Annotated in this window: 14 protein-coding genes; 5 read left to right on the top strand and 9 right to left on the bottom strand. The window is 73.4% G+C overall.

Annotated features, from left to right (window positions below; all coding sequences use genetic code 11):
• Window positions 1-98 precede the first annotated feature (98 nt).
• From AC07AZ_RS28880 to AC07AZ_RS28865, 4 genes are all read left to right on the top strand, one after another.
• Window positions 99-1478 (top strand): MFS transporter, encoded by a 1380-nt coding sequence (locus AC07AZ_RS28880; protein ID WP_478852801.1) that lies wholly within the window; start codon window positions 99-101, stop codon window positions 1476-1478.
• A gap of 109 nt (window positions 1479-1587) precedes the next feature.
• Complete coding sequence (locus tag AC07AZ_RS28875) at window positions 1588-3681, top strand: molybdopterin oxidoreductase family protein (protein ID WP_478852799.1); 2094 nt, start codon at window positions 1588-1590, stop codon at window positions 3679-3681.
• On the top strand, window positions 3678-5087 hold the full coding sequence (locus tag AC07AZ_RS28870; protein ID WP_478852797.1) for an FAD-dependent oxidoreductase: 1410 nt from the start codon (window positions 3678-3680) through the stop codon (window positions 5085-5087). The genes AC07AZ_RS28875 and AC07AZ_RS28870 overlap by 4 nt, the downstream gene beginning before the upstream one ends.
• Window positions 5084-6307, top strand: a complete 1224-nt coding sequence (locus tag AC07AZ_RS28865; protein ID WP_478852795.1) for an FAD-dependent oxidoreductase — start codon at window positions 5084-5086, stop codon at window positions 6305-6307. The genes AC07AZ_RS28870 and AC07AZ_RS28865 overlap by 4 nt, the downstream gene beginning before the upstream one ends.
• 267 nt (window positions 6308-6574) lie before the next feature.
• On the opposite strand, the gene AC07AZ_RS28860 is transcribed toward AC07AZ_RS28865, so the two are convergent.
• On the bottom strand, window positions 6575-6967 hold the full coding sequence (locus AC07AZ_RS28860; RefSeq protein ID WP_478852793.1) for a winged helix-turn-helix transcriptional regulator: 393 nt from the start codon (window positions 6965-6967) through the stop codon (window positions 6575-6577).
• A gap of 158 nt (window positions 6968-7125) precedes the next feature.
• On the opposite strand from AC07AZ_RS28860, the gene AC07AZ_RS28855 reads away from it, so the two are divergent.
• Window positions 7126-7851 carry an alpha/beta fold hydrolase gene (locus tag AC07AZ_RS28855; protein ID WP_478852791.1) on the top strand — a complete coding sequence of 242 codons (726 nt, stop codon included), beginning with the start codon at window positions 7126-7128 and terminating at the stop codon, window positions 7849-7851.
• Between the two features lie 363 nt (window positions 7852-8214).
• Here the strand turns inward: AC07AZ_RS28855 and AC07AZ_RS28850 are convergent, their stop codons facing one another.
• The 8 genes from AC07AZ_RS28850 to AC07AZ_RS28815 all read right to left on the bottom strand — a co-directional run bounded on the left by AC07AZ_RS28850 (window position 8215) and on the right by AC07AZ_RS28815 (window position 15772).
• Window positions 8215-8799, bottom strand: coding sequence for an NADPH-dependent FMN reductase (locus AC07AZ_RS28850; protein ID WP_478852789.1), 585 nt, complete (start codon window positions 8797-8799; stop codon window positions 8215-8217).
• Between the two features lie 153 nt (window positions 8800-8952).
• Complete coding sequence (locus tag AC07AZ_RS28845; protein ID WP_478852787.1) at window positions 8953-9117, bottom strand: hypothetical protein; 165 nt, start codon at window positions 9115-9117, stop codon at window positions 8953-8955.
• Window positions 9118-9154: 37 nt separating this feature from the next.
• Window positions 9155-10786, bottom strand: a complete 1632-nt coding sequence (locus AC07AZ_RS28840) for a class I adenylate-forming enzyme family protein (RefSeq protein WP_478852785.1) — start codon at window positions 10784-10786, stop codon at window positions 9155-9157.
• Window positions 10787-10958: 172 nt separating this feature from the next.
• Entirely contained in the window at window positions 10959-11603 is a 645-nt protein-coding gene (locus tag AC07AZ_RS28835; protein WP_478852783.1) for an NAD(P)H-dependent oxidoreductase, read from the bottom strand.
• Window positions 11604-11757: 154 nt separating this feature from the next.
• On the bottom strand, window positions 11758-12138 hold the full coding sequence (locus AC07AZ_RS28830) for a YybH family protein (protein WP_478852781.1): 381 nt from the start codon (window positions 12136-12138) through the stop codon (window positions 11758-11760).
• Window positions 12139-12170: 32 nt separating this feature from the next.
• On the bottom strand, window positions 12171-12785 hold the full coding sequence (locus AC07AZ_RS28825; RefSeq protein WP_478852779.1) for an NAD(P)H-dependent oxidoreductase: 615 nt from the start codon (window positions 12783-12785) through the stop codon (window positions 12171-12173).
• A 113-nt stretch (window positions 12786-12898) separates the two neighbouring features.
• The gene (locus AC07AZ_RS28820) at window positions 12899-14083 is read right to left on the bottom strand and encodes an MFS transporter (protein WP_478852777.1); all 1185 of its coding nucleotides are present in this window, start codon (window positions 14081-14083) and stop codon (window positions 12899-12901) included.
• Window positions 14084-14281: 198 nt separating this feature from the next.
• Window positions 14282-15772, bottom strand: a complete 1491-nt coding sequence (locus tag AC07AZ_RS28815) for an MFS transporter (protein WP_478852775.1) — start codon at window positions 15770-15772, stop codon at window positions 14282-14284.
• Window positions 15773-15886 lie beyond the last annotated feature (114 nt).

The following is a 15886-nucleotide window of genomic DNA, read 5'->3' as shown; positions in this document are numbered from 1 at the left end:
ACCCTCGCCCCCCCCCCCCCCCCCCCCCCCCTCGTCTCCCCCCCCCCCCCCCCCCCCCCCACCAAGGGGGGTGCGACCTGGAGAAAGCCGAGGAGAAGATGACCAGCGCACCCCCCGCCCGAGGGCGGTGGATCGAGAACTGGGACCCCGAGGACGAACAGCGGTGGGAGCAGGGCGGCCGCCAGGTCGCCCGGCGCAACCTGGCGCTGTCGGTGCTGTCGGAGCACATCGGGTTCTCCGTGTGGAGCATGTGGTCGGTCCTGGTGCTGTTCCTGTCGCCGAGGATCGGCTTCGACTTCCAGAGCGACGAGAAGTTTTTGATGGTGGTGGTGCCCACCCTGTCGGGGGCGCTGCTGAGACTGCCCTACAGTGCGGCGGTGACCCGGTTCGGGGGCCGCAACTGGACGGTGTTCGCCTCGCTGGTGTTGCTGGTGCCCACCGCCGCGACCACCTACGTCGTGCAGCACCCGGGCACCCCGCTGTGGGTGTTCCTGCTGATCGGCGCGGCCGCCGGGGCGGGCGGCGGGAACTTCGCCTCCTCGATGACCAACATCACCGCCTTCTACCCCCAGCGCCACCAGGGCTGGGCGCTGGGACTGAACGCGGGCGGCGGCAACCTGGGCGTGGCCGCGGTCCAGCTGCTGGGCCTGCTGGTGATCTCCGTCGCCGGCGACACCCACCCCGCCTACGTCGCCGCCTGCTACCTGCCGCTGATCGCGCTGGTGGCGGTGCTGGCCGCGCTGCGCATGGACAACGTGGCCGTGGTGCGCACCGCGCGCGGCGCGCAGCGCGAGGCCGCCAGGAATCCGCACACCTGGTGGATCTCGCTGCTGTACATCGGCACGTTCGGCTCCTTCATCGGGTTCGGGTTCGCCTTCGGGCTGGTGCTGCAGAGCCAGTTCGCCTCCACACCGCTGGAGGCGGCCTCGTTCACCTTCCTGGGGCCGCTGCTGGGCTCGGTGGCGCGTCCCCTCGGCGGCCGGATCGCCGACCGGTGCGGCGGGGCGCGGGTGACGCTGTGGGCGTTCGCCGGCATGGCGGCCGCGATCGGTATCCTGCTGCCGGCCACCCGCAGCGGCTCCTTCCCCCTGTTCGTCACCGGGTTCACCGTCTTGTTCGTGATGAGCGGCGTCGGCAACGGCTCGACGTACAAGATGATCCCGGCGGTCTTCGCCCGGCAGGCGGAGGTGGCCGTCACCTCCGGTCACGACGCCACCGCCGCCTTCGCCCGCTCCCGCAGGCTGTCGGGCGCCGTCATCGGCATCGCCGGCGCGGTGGGCGCGCTCGGCGGCGTCGCCATCAACCTGGCCTTCCGCTCCGCCTACGGCCATTTGGGCAGCGGCGAGCCCGCGTTCTACGCCTTCCTCGCCTTCTACGGCCTGTGCGCCACGCTGATCTGGGCGGTGTACCTGCGCGGCGCCCGCGCCACCACCGTCCTGCCCGACACCGCACGAACGCGTGCCTCCCATGTCGGCTGACCACCGCACGCGCAGCCGGCCCGCACCCGCGGAGAGCGCGCCTCCCCTGCCCGCCCAGCACCGCACGCGCAGCCGGCCCGCACCCGGTGAGGGCCTCACGCACGGACGCGTGCCATCCCCGCCCGCCCGGCGCGCGCCCGGGGAGAGCGCGACGCACTGCCCGTACTGCGCCCTGCAGTGCGCCACCGTGCTGTCGGGCGGGCGGGGCGCCACCGCCGTGCGGCCGGCGACCGACTTCCCGGTCAACCGGGGCGGGCTGTGCCAGAAGGGGTGGACGGCGCCCGCCGTGCTCGCCGCGCCCGACCGGCTGCTGAGCCCGCTGGTGCGCGGCGCGGACGGCGCTCTCGCGCCGGCCGGCTGGGACCAGGCGCTGGACCTGGTCGCCGGCCGGCTGCGGGAGATCGCCGCCCGGCACGGCGCCGACGCACTCGCGGTGTTCGGCGGCGGCGGCCTGACCAACGAAAAGGCGTACACGCTCGGCAAGTTCGCGCGGATCGCCCTGGGCACCGGCCAGATCGACTACAACGGCCGCTTCTGCATGTCCTCGGCGGCCGCCGCGGCCGGCCACGCCTTCGGCCTGGACCGCGGCCTGCCCTTCCCGGTCACCGACCTCGCCGAGGCCGACGTGATCCTGCTGGCCGGGGCCAACCCGGCGGAGACCATGCCGCCGCTGATGCGCCACCTGGAGCGCGCCGACCTCATCGTCATCGACCCCCGCCGCACCCGCACCGCCGAGAGCGCCGCCCTGCACCTGCAGCCGGCGCCCGGCACCGACCTGGCACTGGCGTTGGGCCTGCTGCATGTGGCGGTCACCGAACAACTCCTCGACACCGCCTACGTCCACACCCGCACCACCGGCTTCGACGCCGCCTGGGAAAGCTGCGCCGCCTGGTGGCCGGAGCGCGTCGAGGAGGTCACCGGGGTGCCGGTGAGCGACCTGCGCACCGCGGTCCGGCTGCTGGGCGGGGCCCGCCGGGCCTACGTGCTGACCGGCCGGGGCGCGGAACAGCACAGCAAGGGCTCCGACACGGTCGCCGCGTTCATCAACCTCGCGCTCGCCCTGGGCCTCCCCGGCCGGGCGGGCCGCGGCTTCGGCACCCTGACCGGGCAGGGCAACGGGCAGGGCGGCCGCGAGATGGGCCAGAAAGCCGACCAGCTGCCCGGCTACCGCTCCCTCACCGACCCCGCCGACCGCGCCCACATCGCCTCGGTGTGGGGTGTGGAGGCGGCCGCGCTGCCCGCACCGGGCCGCAGCGCCTACGAACTGCTGGACTCCCTCGCCACCGACGGCGGACCGCGGGCCCTGCTGGTGTTCGGATCCAACCCGGCCGTCTCCGCGCCCCGGGCCGCCCATGTCAGCGCACGCCTGCGCGCCCTGGACCTGCTGGTGGTGGCCGACTTCGTGCCGTCGGAGACCGCCGCGCTCGCCGACGTGGTGCTGCCGGTGACGCAGTGGGCCGAGGAGGAGGGCACCCTCACCAGCCTGGAGGGCAGGGTGCTGCGCCGGCGCGCCCACCTCGACCCGCCGCCGGGGGTGCGCACCGACCTGGAGGTGCTGCACGCGCTCGCCGTGCGGCTGGGACAGCCCGCACACCGCTTCCCCACCCGCCCCCAGGACGTCTTCGACGAACTGCGGCGCGCCTCGGCCGGCGCCCGCGCGGACTACTCCGGCATCAGCTACGCACGCCTGGACGCCGGCGAGGCACTGCACTGGCCCTGCCCGGCCGACGGCCACCCCGGCACACCACGCCCCTTCCTGGACCGGTTCGCCCATCCCGACGGGCGCGCCCGGTTCGCCGCCGTCGACCACCGCCCGCCCGCCCAGCAACCCGGCCCCGCCTTCCCGCTGTACGCCACGACCGGCCGGGTCCTGGCCCACTACCAGTCGGGCTCCCAGACCCGGCGCGTAGCCGACCTGATGGCCGCCGCGCCGGAAGCGGTCGTCGAGATGCACCCGGACACCGCCCGCCGCTTCCACCTCGCCGAGGGCCACCTCGCCGACATCACCTCCGCCTACGGCACCGCCCGCGCCCGGGTACGCCTGACGCGTACGGTGCGGGCCGACACCGTGTTCGTGCCGTTCCACTTTCCCGGCGCCGCCCGCGCCAACCTGTTCACCGGCGACGCGCTCGACCCGCGCAGCCGCATGCCCGAGTTCAAGGTGAGCGCCGTCCACGTCCGGCCGGCGGGTGAGCAGCCGTGAGCGGGGTCGTCATCGCGGGCGGCGGTCCGGCCGCACACCGGCTGGCCGCCCGGCTCCTGCACCACGGCTACCCGGGCCGGATCAGCGTGATCGGCGCCGAGCCGCGGCCCGCCTACCACCGGGCCCTGCTCGGCTCGGTCCTGGACAACACCCTCGACGCCGGCCGGCTGACGCTGCCCGCGCTGCCCGCCGCGGTACGGCAGCTGACCGGGGTGCGGGTCCGTGCCGTGGACCGCAGGGCCCGCACGCTGCGCACCGGCGACGGCCGCACCGTGGCCTACGACGTCCTGGTGCTGGCCACCGGCGCCCGCACCCCGGTGCCCTCGGTGCCGGGCCTGACGAGCGCGCCGGGACACCTCGCCGAAGGGGTGCGCACGGTGCGCACCGCAGCCGACTGCCGTCCGCTGCCCGAGGGGCCGGTGGTGGTCCTCGGCGGCGGGCTGCGCGGCGTCGAATCGGCGCTGGCGGTACGCCGCGCCGGCCACGAGGTCACCCTCGTCCACCCCGCCGGCCAGCTCATGGGACGCCACCTGGACCCGGTCGCCGCCGCGATGCTGGCCCAGTGGCTGACCGGGCAGAACATCGCCCTCCAGCTGGGCCGGCGGGCCGGCGAGTACACGCCGGGCAAGGTCGTCCTGGACGACGGCCAGATCCTGGCGGCGGCCACCGTCCTGCTGTGCACCGGCACCACCGCGCGGACCGGCCTGGCCCGGGCGGCCGGCCTGGCCGTCGGTGAGGGCGTGCGCGTCGACGACCGGCTGCGCACCACCGACCCGCACATCCACGCCATCGGCGACTGCGCCGAACACGCGGGCACCCCCGGCACGACGGTGCTCGGCGCGTGGGAACAGGCCGAAGCCCTCGCCCGCATCCTCACCGGCCACGGCGACACCTACACGCCCCGACGGCGGGTGCTGCGACCGCGCACCCCGGGCCTGGACCTGGTCGTCGTATCCCCCGCCCACCCCGGCCCCGGGCCCGGCCCGGGCCCGGACACCGAGCGCAGCGTCTCGCTGGTGGACCGGGCACGCGGCCGCTACGCCCGCCTCGTGCTGCGCGGCGACACCCTCCACGCGGGGATCGTGATCGGCTCGCCCGCCGCGGTCGCCGCCGTCAGCGGGCTGCACCTGCACGCCGCTCCCCTGCCCGCCGACCTGCTCGCCCTGCTCAGCGGCGGCGACGGCCACTACGCCGGCCAGCAGAGGCCGGCGCCCGAGGCCGTCGTGTGCCACTGCAACAACGTCACCCGCACCGGCATCGAGGACGCCTGGCACGCGGGCGCGCACGACCTCGCGGCACTGGCCCGGGCGACCCGCGCCACCACCGGCTGCGGCGGCTGCGCCCCGCTGGTGCGCACCCTGTGCACGGCGCTCGCCGCCCCCGGCCAGGACGGAGAAACGCCGTGACGACACGCACTCTGGTGGTCGCCGGCCATGGCATGACGGGCCACCGGCTGGTCGAGGAGATCCTCACCCACGACCGCCACGGACACTGGCGGGTGGTCGTCCTCGCCGAGGAAGCACGCCCCGCCTACGACCGGGTGGCGCTGTCGACCCTCCTGGACGGCGCCACACCCGGCGACCTCACCCTGCCCTCACGACCCGTGCCGGATGACCGGCGCCCGCACCTGCGCCTGAACACCGCGCTCACCGGCGCCGACCCCGCAGCCCGGACGGTGACCTGCGCCGACGGCACCACCTTCGGCTACGACGCGCTGGTACTGGCCACCGGATCCCGCCCGTTCGTGCCGCCGGTGCCCGGACACGACCTGCCCGGCTGCTTCGTGTACCGGACGGTGGAGGACGTCGCGGCGATCCGCGCCGCCGCCGCGGCGGGGCGCGCGGCGGTGGTGGTGGGCGGCGGACTGCTCGGGCTGGAGGCGGCGGGCGGCCTGCGGCTGCTGGGCATGCGGCCCCACATCGTCGAGCACGGCCCGTGGCTGATGTCCCGGCAGATCGACGAGGGCGGCGGACGGGTACTGGCCAGGGCCGTCGAACAACTCGGGGTGGGCGTGCACTGCGCCACCGGGCTGCGCGCCGTCACCGCGGGCCCCGCCGGCCACGCCGAGCGGGCCGAACTGAGCGACGGCCGCGTCCTGGACGCCGCCCTGGTCGTCTTCGCCGCCGGGGTACGCCCCCGCGACGAACTCGCCGCCGCTCTCGGACTCGACCGCGGTGAACGCGGCGGCTTCCTGGTCGACCGGTGGTGCCGGACCAACGACGAACACATCTGGGCGATCGGCGAGTGCGCGGCCGTCGAGGGCCGCTGCCACGGACTGGCCGCTCCCGGCTTCCGCATGGCCGAGACCGTCGCCCGCCAACTCCTCGGCGCGGACGGCGAGGCGTTCACCGGCGCGGACACCTCCGCCAAGCTCAAGCTCCTGGGCGTCGAGGTGGCCGGCTTCGGCGACGCGCACGCCCACACCCCCGGGGCGATCGAGTACATCCGCGACGACCCACGCACCGGCACCTACGCCAAGGTCGTCCTGGCCGCGGACGGCCACACCCTCCTCGGCGGCGTCCTGGCCGGCGACACCAGCGCCTACCCCCTGCTGCGCACCATGACCGGCCGCCCCCTGACCGCATCCCCCGACACCCTGCTGACAGCAACCACGCAGGGCAGGTGAGGACCGGCGGTGCCACGGCCGGCAGGCGGCCCGGGGCGCAGCCGAACGGCCGGCTGGGCGGCGGCAGTTCCCCGAGCAGCCGCCGCGGACAAAAGCGTAGGCGGGCGTGGCTCGAACGGGCGCCGGCCGAGGACACAAAGGACATCGGTCACGGCGCGGAAGGACGACCTGCCCGTGCGTCAAGCGTCAAGCGTCAACCGGCCATGCCGGCCGGCGGACTTGGGACAACCAACCCCCCGCACCCTCGCGCGGGACCCACGGCGCGGACTAGGCCGGCGAGGTGTCGGGGCGGGCGTCGTAGACGGCGCGGGCAGCGTCGATGTGTGCCAGGTGCGTGGTGCTCCACTCCAGCAGGGGCGCGGTGGCCTGACGGAGGGTTTCGCCCATCGGGGTGAGTTCGTAGCTGACGTGCGGCGGCATGACGCTGTGGACCGTCCGGGTGAGGATTCCGTCGCGTTCCAGGCCGCGCAGGGTGACGGTGAGCATGCGCTGGCTGATTGCGTCGATGGACCGCTTGAGTTCGGTGAAGCGGCGCGGTCCCTGGCTGAGGTTGCGTACGACCAGCAATGACCACTTGTCCCCGACGATGTCGAGCACTTCGCGGGTCCGGCACGGGTCCTCCCGCCGGACCGGCCGCGACCCGCCGCCGACTGCCGTCATGGTTACCTCCAGGGAACCGGGGCACCGAAATGTGCCTTATTGCTCAGGGCGCGGCAGGTGCACCACGATGATTTCGGTTCTCAAAGAGTACCGAGGCACGAAGGGGAACCGCCGTGTTCCAGCGCCTCCGCGACCCGAAGAGGAAGACCATTCCCATCATGTCAACGTTTCTGCTGGTACACGGCGCCTGGCACAGCGGCCGATGCTGGGAGCGGGTGGTCCCGCTGCTGGAGTCGGCCGGACATCGCGTGTTCGCGCCGTCGCTGACCGGCTACGGCGACAGGGCGCACCTGCTCGGTCCCGGGGTGGGGCTCGACACGCACGTCGAGGACGTCGTCGGGCTGATCCGCGAGGAGGCCCTGACCGAGGTGGTACTCGTGGGTCACAGCTATGCGGGGCTGGTCATCTCGTCCGTGGCCAACGAGGTCCCGGAACGGATCGCCCGTCTGGTGTACCTGGATGCGATGGTCCCCGAGCACGGCGAGAGTGCCGTCGACGTCCAGCCCATGGCTCAGCACCTGATCGAGCTGGCCGCGGGGTCCGGCAGCGGCTGGCGTGTTCCGCCCCTGCCCGAGATGCCCGCGCCGCTCGGTCTGTTCGGGGTCACCGACCCGGCGGACCTCGCGTGGCTGCGCGCGATGCTCTCCGACCAGCCGGTGCGCTGCCTGCAGCAACCGGTCCGGTTGGACAACCCGGCCGCGGGGGTGATTCCGCGTACGCACATCCACTGCGTCGGCGTGGAGCCGGAAGGCATCATGCGGCGGCCCGTGCCCGCGATACAGCCCAATGGTTTTCCGGCTCAGGTGTGGGAGCTGCCGACCGGGCACGACTGCATGATCACCATGCCGGCGGAACTGAGCGAACTGCTGCTCAAGACCCTCTAGCATCGCCCGGCCGTCAGCAGCAGGCAGGGCAACCGCCCTGCGCGGACCGGGCCGGGCAGGTGGCTGTGGGGCCGGAGCGGTCCGGGGTGGTGGTGTGCCGGCGCGCTTTCCCTCGCCCGGTGCGCGCCGGCACACCGGGAGGGACCCTGTCCGGGCTCCGGGTGTGGAGCCGGCACTCGGCAGGGTCGTCTTCCTGCGGGCCCGTGTCAGGGGGGTGGGCACGGGCCCGCGGTCCGGTGGTGGTGCTGGTGCCGTGCCGGGGCGCCGGGGGGTGGGGCGCGGCCGGGGACGGCGGGGTCGTGGCGGCCGCGGCCCGGGGGTGGTGGGCGGCAGCGGCCGTGCGGCAAGATCGCCGGCGGGTGGTCAGTTGTCGTAGGGGCGGCGCGTCTTGGCCTCCTTGGTGGCCAGTGCCCACCAGCTCAGCCGGTCCCACAGGACCTTGGCGGCGGCCTCGGCGTCGGACGGCTCGGTGAGGGTGCCCTCGGAGTCGAACTGGGCCCAGGGGCCGTGGAAGCTGACGCCGTCGCGGATGGTGACGGCGTGCAGCTCGGTGAAGATGTGCTTGAGCTGCTGGACGGCGCGCAGGCCGCCGGCGAGTCCGCCGTAGCCGACGAAGCCGACGGGCTTGGCGTGCCACTCGTTCTGGGTCCAGTCCACGGCGGCCTTCAGGGCGGCCGGGAAGCTGTGGTTGTACTCCGGTGTCACCACGACGAAGGCGTCCGCCCGGGACAGCCGTGCCGAGAACGCGCCGAGCAGTTCGGCGACCTCGGGTTCCGGCTGGTCGCTCAAGGCGGTGGGGAGCGGGAAGTGCGCCAGGTCGACCAGGTCGACCTCGATGTCGTCGCGCTGGTCGGCGGTGGCCACGAACCAGTTCGCGATCGTGGGACCGAAGCGGCCCTTGCGTACGCTCGACAGGATCACGGCCACGCGGATGCGATCACTCGACATGTCAGCCCTTTCACGGCGGTCATTCCTCCACCAGGAGAACAAACCCGCATGCGGGTATTCAACTGGGATCGAAGAATTCGATACGCCGTACGGCTGCCGGGCCCGCCCCTGGTTGCGTGTGGGGCGGGCCCGGTGGTCGTGCGGTGGGGCGGGTCAGTCGACGCTCTGCAGGATGTGCGGTTCGGCGAGGTCTTCCTCGTAGCCGGCCAGGCGGATGGGGGCGGAGCGCGCCCACACCTCCAGGAAGCCCGGGTCCGGGGCCGCGGGACCGCGCCGCGTGTCCTGCGGCGGCCCCTGGGCCGTCTGATGCACTGTCACCCGTGCACTCCTTCCACTCGCTCGGCCGCCGAACCGTTCAGCGGGCGACGGCCCCGGTCCGTTGCGGGGTCGTGGTCGTGGGGGCAGGCGGTGTGTCCTGCCCGGTGAGGGTTTCGGCCAGTTGCCGGGCCAGCTCCAGCCGGCGGATCTTGGCGGTGGCCGTGCGCGGCAGGTCGGACAGCCGGCGCTGGACGGGCTGGGCGAGGGCGGGCTGGTCGGCGACGGCGGTCTTCCAGCGCTCCAGGTCCAGCGGCTTGTCGCCGCGGGTGCACACCACCGGGACGGCCTGCTGGTCGGGGCCGGGGACGACGACCAGTTCGGTCAGCTCCTCCAGCCGGTGCAGTACCGCGTCCTCGATCTCCAGGGTGGAGTCGATGCCGGGGATGACGTCGACCTCCCGGTCCAGCAGGTGCAGGCAGCCCCACTTGGTGCGGTAGCCGACGTCGCCGCCGCGCCACCACTCGCCGATGACCTGCTTCTCGAAGCGCTCGGCCTCGCCGAAGTAGGTCAGTGCGCGGCCGGCGGTGGCGACGTCGATGTAGCCGGGGTTCTCCTTCGAGGGCTTGGCGCCGCCGCGGGAGACCAGGCGGTATTTGGTCATGCCGGGGGTGGGGTAGCCCTGGCAGCGGCCGTCGGCCTTCAGGGCGTTGCGGCGGCGGTAGGTGCGGCCGGCCAGCGGGCCGCACTCGCTCTGTCCGTAGACCTGGAGGAAGACGGGGCTGCGGCGGTCGGAGGCGTGCAGGAACTTGTGCATGGTGGAGGGGTGGATCGCGTCGAAGGTGCTGTTGAAGTACTTGACGTTGGAGATGGGCCGGCGCGGGTCCTGCAGCATCTCCTCCCATTCCAGGAAGGAGTTGGGGTGGGTCTCCAGGACGCCGGGGCGGTGGCGGACCAGCATGTCGGCGACGTGGGCGGGGCTGGCGTCGTTGAGGAAGACCATCGGCATGCCGCGGCTCTGCAGCACGGCCAGGCCCAGGTACATCCGCGAGTGGACGTAGCTGACGTGCATGGCGACCGTCTCGCGGGTGCGGATGAAGGAGACGACCTTGTCCTGCCAGTTGCCGCGGGCGCCGAGCGACCGCGCGGAGTGCACCACCAGCTTGGGGATGCCGGTGGTTCCGGAGGTGTGGGTCATCAGGGCCGGCTGGTCGGGGTCCAGCAGGACGGGCCGGCGCGAGGGCGCGCCGGCGAGGCCGGCCAGCGAGAGGGCGCCGGGGTGGGGGCCGGTGACGGTCACGACCCGGGCGGTCAGCTCCCTGAGCGGCAGGCCGGCCAGTTCCCCGGTCAGCTTCGCCTGGTCGGTCAGCAGGGTGGGGCGCTCCAGGCGCCTGAGCAGCTCGCCGATGCTGGGTCCGTCCAGGTGCGGCGAGAGCATCACCGGCACGGCGCCGATGCGGGCCACGCCGCAGGCCAGCAGGGTGATGTCGAAGCTGGAGGTCTTGTGGACGGCCACGTGCTCGCTGGGACGTACGCCGGCGGCCCACAGCCGGTCGGCGGTGTCGGCCACCAGGCCGGCGAACTCCGCGACGGTCAGGGTCCGGCCCACCTCGGGGAAGGCGTCCATGTCGTGGTCGAGCGTGATGGGGGTGTTGCCGTACTTCCGGGCCGCACGCTCGGACACGACACCGAGGTAGAGGAACTTCTTGCTCTTCGGCACCTTAAACAACATCAGAACTCTTCCTCCGAGAACCGGCATCCGAAAGGGGGAAATCCTTTTCAACAATCTCCCACAGGTATTAACCGGCAGAAAGGAGAAGCCGGTTAGTTCGTCATCTCGCGGGAAATGGGAAAAGCCGGTCCGCGCAGGCGCGGACCGGCTTTGAAAAAAGAGGGGCGGGGTTTCAGTTCTTGAGGCCCTTGCGGAGGGCTTCGGCGACCTTGAGGGTGCGCACGGTCTGGTAGCCGACGGCGGCGAGGTTGTCGTCGGTGACGTTCTGCGCGAGGTGGCCGGGGATGGCCTGCAGGCCGGAGGTGGCGCTGACGCCGTAGGGGTTGCCGTTGCTGGGGGTGAGCAGGATGTCGTCGGTGACGCCGGGCGGCACGATGACGGCGCCCCAGTGGTAGAAGACGTTGCTCAGCGACAGCAGGGTGGATTCCTGGCCGCCGTGCGGGGTGCCGGTGGAGGTGAACGCGGACATCGCCTTGTTCATCAGGCCGCGGCGGGCGTGGAGTTCGAAGGTCTGGTCGATGAAGTGCTTGAGCGGGCCGGCCAGCAGGCCGTAGCGGCCCGGGGTGCCCCAGACGACGGCGTCGGCCCAGTCCAGGTCGTCGATGGCGGCCACCCGCACCTCGCGGGCGGCGGCGGCGTGTTCGTTGTTGGCCTGCGTCCATTCGGTGTAGTTGGGTGCGAGGGGCTCGTCGGTGATTTCCGCGACCCGGCGCAGCCGTACCTCGGCCCCTGCCTTCTCCGCCGCCTCGGCGGCGGCGACAGCCAGCTTGTGGATGTTTCCGGTGGCCGAGTAGTAAACGATGGCGACATTGGTCATGGCCGTACTGCTCCCTCATTCGATTGCGGTGCTCGCGCCGTGGGCCGGCTGCCGGGTGCGTGGTCCATCCTGTCGCCGGCCGGGCGGGGCTGTCATCGGGAAATCAGGAGTCCGTCAAGTCCCCTCCTGCGGCCGGCGGGGCCGGCCGCGGGGTTCAGGTGCCCACTTCGACGCCGGGCGGGTTGTCGATGATGTAGCGCCACAGTCCGTCGCTTCCGCGGCGGGCCACGTCGGTGGCGGTGCCCTCGAGGTGCACGTGCTGGCCGTCGGGGCGGGTGCCGTCGATGACGAAGTCGCCGATGATCAGGGCCGTGTCGTCGAAGACGTAGGTGTGCCGGACGCTGATGTCGATGGGGACGCCCAGGGCCAGGAAGCTGCTGGTGGCCCGGCGGCGGCCGTCGCCGGTCACCACCACGCCCGGCCGCAGCACCCGTACCGCGTCCGGTTCGAAGAGCCGGTCGATGGCGGCGAGGTCCTTGGCGTTGAACGCCTCGACGAACGTCGAGGGCAGCTGGGCCGGGTCGCTGACTGCCATGAGGGGTCTCCTTCCTGTGGGGCGGGGCCGGTTCAGGCGGCGGCCGGGGCGGACGCGGCGGCCTTCAGGGCGGCGGCGACGTGCAGGGTGCGGCGGGTCTGGTAGGCGATGGCGCCGACGTTCTCGTCGTGGATGAAGCCGGCCTGGCTGCCGGCGACGGTGCTCGCGCCGTAGGGGTTGCCGTTGTTCTTCTCATACAGCACCGGGTCGGCGGAGCCGGTGGCGACGATGACCGCACCCCAGTGGCAGATCGCGTTGTGCAGGGCGAGGATCGTGGTGACCTGGCCGCCGTGTTCGGCGGAGCCGGAGGCGAAGGCGGAGACGGCCTTGTTCAGCAGCCGGCCGTTGATGGACAGCGCCGAGGAGGTGTTGATGAACTGCATCAGCTGCGGGGCGGCCAGTCCGAAGTGGACGGGCGAGCCGAGCAGGACGGCGTCGGCCCAGTCCAGGTCCTCCAGCGTCGCCTGGGGTATGTCCGCGACGCTGGCGGCGTGCTCGGCGGAGCCGGGCCGTCCGGTGACGGCCAGTTCGGGCACCCGGCGCAGCCGCACCTCGGCGCCCTCCGCGGCCGCGGCGTCCGCGGCGGCCTGGGCGAGCCGGTGGGTCGAGCCGGTCGAGGAGTAGTAGATGACGGCGACGTTGGTCATGATCGGGCGCTCCCTGGGCGTACGGAGGTCATGAGCGGGCGGGCGGGGGTGTGGGGCTGTGCGCATCGTGCTCGGCCGGCGGCGGGCGCGGCAACGGACGCTGGGTGAGTGCGTCAGGTCGTGCGGTTGCCGCGCAGGATGCCGCCGGCGGCCAGGGCCAGGGCGCAGCCCAGGAACAGGGCGAGCGCGGCGAAATGGTCGAAGAAGGCGGCGAGTTGGGCGCCCGCTCCGGCTCCCACGTTGAGGGTGAAGCCGTACAGGGCGATCGCGGTGGTCTGGGCGGCGGCCTGGGCCCGGGCGCCGACCGACTGGATGAGGGCGGGGCCCAGGGTGGAGAAGCCGGCCATGAACGCGAACAGGGCGGCGCCCAGCACGACGGCGTCGTCGGCGCCCAGCACGGCGGCCGGCATCGCGGCGACGCACACCGCGAGCGCTCCGGCGGCCCGATGGTGTGCGGGCACGCGGGCCAGCGCGGGGGCGGCCAGGACGGCGGCCAGCAGCGCCGGCAGGGCGCTGGCGCGCAGCGCGAGCAGCGCCGCGCCGCCGCCGGCCACGGCCGGCGGCCCGTACAGCTGGACTCCGGTGTACAGGGCGGTGAGGCTGCCCGCACCCACCAGGATGACCAGGTACAGGCCGATCAGGCGGGTGCCCAGGGCGCTTTTGAGGGCTGAGCCGCCGGATGCGGCGGTGAGCGGGCGCGCTTCGGGCAGCAGGACCCGCCAGGACAGGGCGGCGCCGGCCAGCAGCAGGGGCACGGTCCCCCAGAACACCCACGCCCAGTCCAGCACGGAGGCCACCAGCTGCGCCTCGAGCTGGCCGATGAGGACGGTGGCTCCCATGGAGGCGGAGACCACGGTCAGCGCGAAGGAGACGCGGTGCGGGGCGATGCGGGCGTGCAGGTAGGCGTACGACATGGGGATGAAACTGCCGGCGAACAGTCCCTGCAGGGCGCGCAGGGCGATACCGGTGCCCAGGGAGGTGGCCAGCGGCAGGACGGCGGTGACCGCGGCCATGGCCAGGACGTTGGCGACCATGACGGTGCGTCGTCCCAGGCGGGTGGAGAGCGGGCCGCTGAGCAGGGAGCCCACCGCGTGGGCGAAGGCGAACGCGGTGGTCGAGGCGGCCGCCGAGCCGGCCGGCACGTGCCAGGCGGCGGCGAGTTGGGGCATGAGCGGGATGGTGACGTACATCTGGCCGACCACCAGGACGCCCATGACCGACACGGTCGCGACGGTCGCGGCCAGCGGTGCGGTCGGTGTCAGCGTGGGCGGCGGGCCGGCCACCGATGTTTTCGACATGCACCGATCCTGGAAGGCCCCCGGGGGCGGCAGCAATCAGCCGCCGTACTATGCGTCAAGTCCCCCACCAGGGTGGGGGACTTGACGCATAGTACGGCGGCTGGAGGTGCCGGGCCCCGGCGCACCCGCGGGGGAACGTCGGTGCGTGGGGCCCGGCGTCCGGCACGCCCCGAAAAGGGGCGCGCCGGAGCAGGGGGGTCAGACCTGGGCGGTCTGCGGCTGGTCGGCGACGACGGCCGCCGGGGCCGTGCCGGCGGCGGCGGCGGCCGGGGCGGCGTTGGGCTTGCGCAGGCCGAGGGCGACCAGCGCGGTCAGGGCGATGCCGCCGGCGGCGATGAGCACCGCGGTGCGCAGGCCGTCGTTGGTGGCCGAGCGCAGCGCCTGGCCGGAGAGGCCCTCCAGGTGGGAGTTGGCGATGGCGACCAGGATGGCCAGGCCCACCGCGCCGCCGATCTGCTGGGTGGTGGAGGCCCAGCCGGAGGCGATGCCCTGCTCGCTGGGGTCGATGCCGACCGTGGCGGCGCCGAACATCAGCGTGTAGCCGGCGCCCTGGCCCAGACCCATGACGATCATGCCGGGCACCAGGGCGAGGTAGGAGCCGTCGGTGGACAGGGTCAGGCCCACGATGACGGTGCCGACCAGGCCCACCAGCAGGCTGGCGATCATGATGGCGCGCAGGCCGTACCGGGTGGCCAGGCGGCCGGCGCTCTGGGCGCCGACGGAGATGGCGACCATCGGGACCAGGAAGGCGAGGCCCGTCTCCAGGGCGCTGTAGCCGTGCACGCCCTGGAAGTAGACGGTCAGGAAGTACAGCAGGGTGCCGAAGGTGGCCATGTAGAAGAAGGTGATGCCGGCGCCGGTGCTCAGGTTGCGGTTGCGGAACAGGCGCATCGGCATCAGCGGGTCGCTGCTGCGGCTCTCGATGACCAGGAAGGCGGCCAGCAGGGCCACGCCCAGGACCAGGGCGCCGACGATCAGTGCCGAGCCCCAGCCGGACTCCGGGCCCTGGACCAGGGCGAAGACGACGGAGGTGGTGCCGACGGTGGAGGTCAGCGCGCCGGCCAGGTCGAAGCTGCGGCGGCTGCCGGCGACCGCGTCGGGGGCGATCAGCGGGAAGGCGAACAGGACCGCGAGGACGGCCAGCGGCACGTTGACGAAGAAGACCGACTCCCAGCCGAACGCCTCGGTCAGGACGCCGCCGAGCAGGGAGCCGAGGATCATTCCGGAGCCGCCGGCGGTGCCCCACACGGCGAAGGCGCGGTTGCGTTCCCTGCCCTCGGCGAACTTGGTGGACACCAGCGTCAGGGTGGCCGGGAAGAGGAAGGCGCCGCCGATGCCCTGCACCGCGCGGGCCGCGACCAGCACCCACGGGTCGGTGGCCAGGCCGCCCAGCAGCGAGGACACCCCGTACAGGGACAGGCCCAGGACGAAGATGCGGCGCGGGCCCCACAGGTCGCAGGCGCGGCCGCCCAGCAGCAGGAAGCCGCCGAAGGCGACGGCGTAGGCGCTGATCACCCACTGCAGGGTCTGGGCGGAGAAGCCGAGTCCGTCACCGATCTCGGGGAGGGCGACGTAGACGATGTTGTAGTCGATGGAGATGATCAGCTGGGCGAACGCCAGCAGCGCCAGGAGGAGTCCAGAGCGCCGGCGTGGTGCCTCGGTGGGGGCGCCTGCGGCCGAAGACGGCATGACTGTGCCTTTCACTACGGGGTCGGAAGGGTCGTCCGGCGCGCGCGGCGCCGACTGCCGGGGATCAGGCCCGACGCGTACGAAAAGTGCGGTGGTGGTCGTGAACGGGGCGGT

This window comes from Streptomyces sp. NPDC043878, assembly GCF_056435735.1.
The sequence above is the reverse complement of the archived record's forward strand: the minus strand, read 5'-3'. Positions and strand labels throughout refer to the sequence as shown.

Excerpts from the sequence above, each read along its gene's own strand:
- AC07AZ_RS28855 (WP_478852791.1), top strand. The coding sequence starts at position 7,126 with ATGTCAACGTTTCTGCTGGTACACGGCGCCTGGCACAGCGGCCGATGC.
- AC07AZ_RS28825 (WP_478852779.1), bottom strand. The coding sequence starts at position 12,785 with ATGACCAACGTCGCCGTCATCTACTACTCCTCGACCGGCTCGACCCAC.
- AC07AZ_RS28815 (WP_478852775.1), bottom strand. The coding sequence starts at position 15,772 with ATGCCGTCTTCGGCCGCAGGCGCCCCCACCGAGGCACCACGCCGGCGC.
- AC07AZ_RS28850 (WP_478852789.1), bottom strand. The coding sequence starts at position 8,799 with ATGTCGAGTGATCGCATCCGCGTGGCCGTGATCCTGTCGAGCGTACGC.
- AC07AZ_RS28860 (WP_478852793.1), bottom strand. The coding sequence starts at position 6,967 with ATGACGGCAGTCGGCGGCGGGTCGCGGCCGGTCCGGCGGGAGGACCCG.
- AC07AZ_RS28820 (WP_478852777.1), bottom strand. The coding sequence starts at position 14,083 with ATGTCGAAAACATCGGTGGCCGGCCCGCCGCCCACGCTGACACCGACC.
- AC07AZ_RS28830 (WP_478852781.1), bottom strand. The coding sequence starts at position 12,138 with ATGGCAGTCAGCGACCCGGCCCAGCTGCCCTCGACGTTCGTCGAGGCG.
- AC07AZ_RS28880 (WP_478852801.1), top strand. The coding sequence starts at position 99 with ATGACCAGCGCACCCCCCGCCCGAGGGCGGTGGATCGAGAACTGGGAC.
- AC07AZ_RS28840 (WP_478852785.1), bottom strand. The coding sequence starts at position 10,786 with ATGTTGTTTAAGGTGCCGAAGAGCAAGAAGTTCCTCTACCTCGGTGTC.
- AC07AZ_RS28835 (WP_478852783.1), bottom strand. The coding sequence starts at position 11,603 with ATGACCAATGTCGCCATCGTTTACTACTCGGCCACCGGAAACATCCAC.